The organism is Gluconobacter aidae, assembly GCF_009547075.1.
GTDB classification, from domain to species: domain Bacteria; phylum Pseudomonadota; class Alphaproteobacteria; order Acetobacterales; family Acetobacteraceae; genus Gluconobacter; species Gluconobacter aidae.
The window spans coordinates 1-3,902 of the sequence record NZ_WIPH01000073.1 but is presented as its reverse complement, the minus strand read 5'-3'; the positions used below and the strand labels follow the sequence as shown (position 1 = coordinate 3,902).

At 53.5% G+C, this 3,902-nt stretch carries 7 protein-coding genes; 2 read left to right on the top strand and 5 right to left on the bottom strand.

Annotated elements, in window-relative coordinates:
• The coding region (locus GFJ39_RS13650; RefSeq protein ID WP_153431982.1) for a replicative DNA helicase at positions 1 to 1,094 on the top strand (1,094 nt) is incomplete at its 5' end.
• Between the two features lie 24 nt (positions 1,095 to 1,118).
• On the opposite strand, the gene GFJ39_RS13645 is transcribed toward GFJ39_RS13650, so the two are convergent.
• From GFJ39_RS13645 to GFJ39_RS14135, 3 genes are all read right to left on the bottom strand, one after another.
• The gene (locus GFJ39_RS13645; RefSeq protein WP_153431980.1) at positions 1,119 to 1,493 is read right to left on the bottom strand and encodes a hypothetical protein; all 375 of its coding nucleotides are present in this window, start codon (positions 1,491 to 1,493) and stop codon (positions 1,119 to 1,121) included.
• Between the two features lie 129 nt (positions 1,494 to 1,622).
• Positions 1,623 to 1,922 carry a helix-turn-helix domain-containing protein gene (locus GFJ39_RS13640; RefSeq protein WP_153431978.1) on the bottom strand — a complete coding sequence of 100 codons (300 nt, stop codon included), beginning with the start codon at positions 1,920 to 1,922 and terminating at the stop codon, positions 1,623 to 1,625.
• Between the two features lie 440 nt (positions 1,923 to 2,362).
• Positions 2,363 to 2,530 (bottom strand): hypothetical protein, encoded by a 168-nt coding sequence (locus tag GFJ39_RS14135; protein ID WP_194285393.1) that lies wholly within the window; start codon positions 2,528 to 2,530, stop codon positions 2,363 to 2,365.
• A gap of 215 nt (positions 2,531 to 2,745) precedes the next feature.
• On the opposite strand from GFJ39_RS14135, the gene GFJ39_RS13635 reads away from it, so the two are divergent.
• Complete coding sequence (locus GFJ39_RS13635) at positions 2,746 to 2,934, top strand: hypothetical protein (protein ID WP_153431976.1); 189 nt, start codon at positions 2,746 to 2,748, stop codon at positions 2,932 to 2,934.
• Positions 2,935 to 3,112: 178 nt separating this feature from the next.
• On the opposite strand, the gene GFJ39_RS13630 is transcribed toward GFJ39_RS13635, so the two are convergent.
• Together GFJ39_RS13630 and GFJ39_RS14380 are read right to left on the bottom strand one after the other, a co-directional pair.
• Complete coding sequence (locus GFJ39_RS13630; RefSeq protein ID WP_153431975.1) at positions 3,113 to 3,538, bottom strand: hypothetical protein; 426 nt, start codon at positions 3,536 to 3,538, stop codon at positions 3,113 to 3,115.
• Between the two features lie 133 nt (positions 3,539 to 3,671).
• The coding region (locus GFJ39_RS14380; RefSeq protein ID WP_228391976.1) for a hypothetical protein at positions 3,672 to 3,902 on the bottom strand (231 nt) is incomplete at its 5' end.

Below are 3,902 nucleotides of genomic sequence, written 5' to 3'. Positions count from 1 at the left end.
AGTTTGAGGGAGACACGGCGTCCTCGATTATCAGCCGCATGCAGGAGCAGCTTCAGGGGCTGGCTGCTGGCACGGACGGCACCCGACAGGCACGAACTGCCAGCACGGCCACCGATGCGCTGCTGGCCGAGACAGAAGCGTCCTGGAAGGCAGGAAGCTACCTGTCTGGCCTGGACTGCGGATACCAGACGCTGAACGAACGCATTCGTGGTTTCAGGGCTGGCGCGATGTACGTCATCGCGGGCCGTCCCGGCATGGGTAAGTCGGCCCTTGGGATCGGGATCGCGGTTCGAATGGCGATTGCCGAGGGTCGGGGGATGTATTGGTCTGGCGAGATGCCGGCCGAGGAACTGATGGGTCGTGTGGTTTCCGCGCGTTGCGGCCTAACCCTCGACACGGTGCTGACCGGCATGTTCGACGGACCCAATGGTCCGGAGCCGGTGTCAGGCACGACCATGCAGCGGATTGTTCAGGCCGGTATGGAAGCCAAGAAGCGTATTCCGCTGGTGATCGATGACCGAGAAGGACTGAGTGTTCAGCAGATTGCCATCCGTGCGCGGCGTATGGCGCGAGAACCTGAAGGCCTGAAGTTCATCGTCATCGACTACATCGGTTTGCTCCGCGGCAGCGATGCTGTGCGCCGCTCTGGGAGCCGGGTAAACGAGGTCACGGAGATCAGCGGTGAGATTGCCCGACTGGCCCGTGAGTTGAGAATTCCGATCATCGCGCTGTCCCAGCTCAACCGGCAATCTGAGAACCGGGAAGACCGCCGCCCAACGATGTCCGACATCCGGGACAGCGGCGCAATCGAGCAGGACGCTCGCTGCATCCTCGGTGTGTATCGCGAGGAACACGCCCTGGAATCCCGGATGGGATTGGACGGCAGCGTAGTCCGGAACACGAACGAGAGCGATGCGGCGTACCAGAAGCGGGCTGCGGAATTTGATGCTGCCTACGAAAGATCCCACGGAAAGGGCGAAGTCCTGATCCTCAAGAACCGGGGCGGCAAAAGCGGGATAGTGAACCTGTGGTTCGATGGGCCCACCACCTGGTTCCGGGATCAGGGGGAAGACGAGCTGGGGCCGGCGTGGTGATTACGATCCTCCCGCGGTTTCCTCTCAGGCATTTTCCTTGTCAATGACATGAGCCTGTTTCGTATGAGTGTGGCGAATTTCCGTGAATACGGCTATCCAAAAATCCCGGCGTGTCTCGTTCCGAGCATACGAGGCCAAGGTAGCCTTGTCGCTCGCAACCAGAACAGCTTTTTCCCCATAAGTCTGAAGAAGTTCCTTAGCAGCATCCTGAACGTTGTTTGTTTCATCCATCAGCGGTCGTCCTAGCATTTGCACAAAAGGAGAGGCTGGCAGTTCTGTCCCATGAAGGGCACCTGAAACGTTGAGCGAACCTGACGAAATGTCGATATGCTCATAATCGGAAAGAGGGAGAACAACTCCCAATTTCCCGGCAACATCCCAGTCGACGTAGCTCTTCATAGCCCTAACTCCAGCAGAGAGCCGCTACTTTCCACTGAAAAAGATAATGAAGTTTTAATAGGGCTGTAAAATCTTGTCCGGCAGAGGGGGCGTCCTAAATTTTTAGCCGAAACAAAAAGCCGTAACTGTTTACTCTTCAGTCAACAGGGCACTTGGAGAAACATCCAACGCTCTGGCCAAGGCAAGCAGTTGTTCAGGCTCTGGACGCACATGCTCATTCTCAATGGCCTGTAAATCGTCCAAGGCAATTTCAGTCCGCTCCACCAAAACTGAGAGAGAGAAATCGCATTCGATCCTGCGCCTTCTTACGTTTCGGCCTATGATTGCAGCAAGGGGCGACATTGTGTTGAGCCTCGTTCGGGATGGATGGGTCAAACCTGCCACATCTTTGTTATCATATTGCGTCAAAATGTCATTCCGACGAGTCATACTGTTTCCTTTAATGTCATTTTAACGCACTCTATCCCAGAAATGATTTTAGTGATTCGTGCTAACGCAACATGTTCAAGAAGGTTTACGAGAAAATGATACCTAGCTTGGAGGAACTGAAGGTAGAGATGGATGCCTGCTTCGCAGCAGGTGAAACAGACAAAGCCATTTCACTCATAGAACAGGTATATGCCGCTTGTGACGAATTGATGGCAGCTCCCGTTCATTCAGTGAATAAATCTTCTGATTAGGGATGGTAGGAAATTTGTTTGTAAAACCCCTGCATGCCGACTGTGCAGCTATACCACTAGACTGCAATACAAATGTGGTATTCGCTATCGCGAATCCAAATTAGTCAAAGGATATCACATAATAAATTGACCAATTTATATCCCGGTACCATTAGAAATAGAAATTATATTTAGATTTATTTTTTAATATTAAGTTATGTTTGGCAGATCACTTGATAACGCTTCATCTAAAGAAATCTGAACACCTAAATCCCACGCGTCATATATTGCTTCGATTGCCTTTAGACATGCTGCTTCGTTGCCTCGACGCGCCTGCTCATCTGCGATGGCACAAAAAAGCGCTATCAGTTCTTCCATGATCAACTTGCTTTCCAATTATGCGACGAAAAGCGGCCGCACCTGGCTCTGTAGCATGCGAACTTCGAACCGCCTTGATAAAAGTCAATAATATGTTAAAGCGGGCAGATTTCGTTACAAACTTAGCATCCTACCTGCTCTCTAGCATAATACTTCTTCCCGCAGAGGGGAGGCTCTCCTTGTACAGCTCCCCATTCCTATACTAACATTCCTCCATGTCAGCAGCCCTGAAATCCCGCGCCGAAGTCACGAACCTCCGGGGCATCCTCGCCATAGCTGAAGCGCCGGAGGAACAGCCGAGGCAGCGGCCCGATGCGAAGGAATTGGCCCGTGCCGGTGCGCTTGCCGATGCCGTGATCCGCGAACTGCGGGCAACATCAGGCGAGACGGAGAACCGGGCATGACCGATCCCAACACCTGGCCCTCCTGCATCGGCGAACACGCCGCGACACTGGCCAGGCCCCGGGACTGGGCAGTGGCATACATGAACTACAGAACCATGATGGCCGCACCGTTGCCGTCAGACGCTATGCAGCGGCTTCAAGGAAATATGCAGCCTCACGGCGATAAAGTGACGAGGGCTTACCAGCCCCAGCCTGGACCAAATCCATAGCCCGGGCCAAAGCCGCCGCCCCAAGGGCCCCACTCCCCCCAGTTCCACTGAGCGTCCTGATAATCCTGCGCAGCCATTTGCTGTTCGTCAGCGATATTCTGCTGCTGCTGATATGCTTGGTATCGTCCATATGCCGCCTGATCGCCGATGTACAGACAACCACATACCGTTGGATCAGCGTAAACGTAGCTCACCGTGTCACCGTGGATACGGCGAACGAAGTGATGAGCTGGCAGCTTCTTCAGCATGGCAATCCGCTGAGGGGTTGAAGCGGGTTTGAGCTGAAACCCCGCCGCGGCGAGGTGATCTTCCTTCTGGGAGACTATCTGCTGAGGAGATTCACACGCTGACAGAGCGGTGACGCAAATGAGAGATGCTAGAAAAGCTTTTTTCATATTGAGACCCTCCAATAAAGCCATAATGGCAACACCTGTCTGGGAGAATACTCACACGCTTTGTCAGCTCAGTCCTATGAAAAGATATTGAAAAACCGTTTATGAAAAACCGCCCCGAAGGGCGGCTCCATAGTCAGGCGCAGAGCTTCGCTCCTACGCGCTCATTCCGGCGCTCGAAAGCATCGGCGGCTTTGTTGAACCGCTCCCCAAACTCGCTCCGCTTGAGTGCGACATAAGGGAACTGCCGAAGGAACTGAGCCTTGTTCGCTCGGGCGGGCGCTGTTTTCGGCTGATAATCCTCGATCTGGAGGGATCGAAGAACTGTTTGTTGATGCGCTTGTCTGATGATTTTAGTTTTTTGGCG

What these genes read in the sequence shown, in the direction of transcription:
- GFJ39_RS13645 (WP_153431980.1), bottom strand. Translation starts at nt 1,493, where the DNA reads ATGAAGAGCTACGTCGACTGGGATGTTGCCGGGAAATTGGGAGTTGTT.
- GFJ39_RS13635 (WP_153431976.1), top strand. Translation starts at nt 2,746, where the DNA reads ATGTCAGCAGCCCTGAAATCCCGCGCCGAAGTCACGAACCTCCGGGGC.
- GFJ39_RS13640 (WP_153431978.1), bottom strand. Translation starts at nt 1,922, where the DNA reads ATGACTCGTCGGAATGACATTTTGACGCAATATGATAACAAAGATGTG.
- GFJ39_RS14135 (WP_194285393.1), bottom strand. Translation starts at nt 2,530, where the DNA reads ATGGAAGAACTGATAGCGCTTTTTTGTGCCATCGCAGATGAGCAGGCG.
- GFJ39_RS13630 (WP_153431975.1), bottom strand. Translation starts at nt 3,538, where the DNA reads ATGAAAAAAGCTTTTCTAGCATCTCTCATTTGCGTCACCGCTCTGTCA.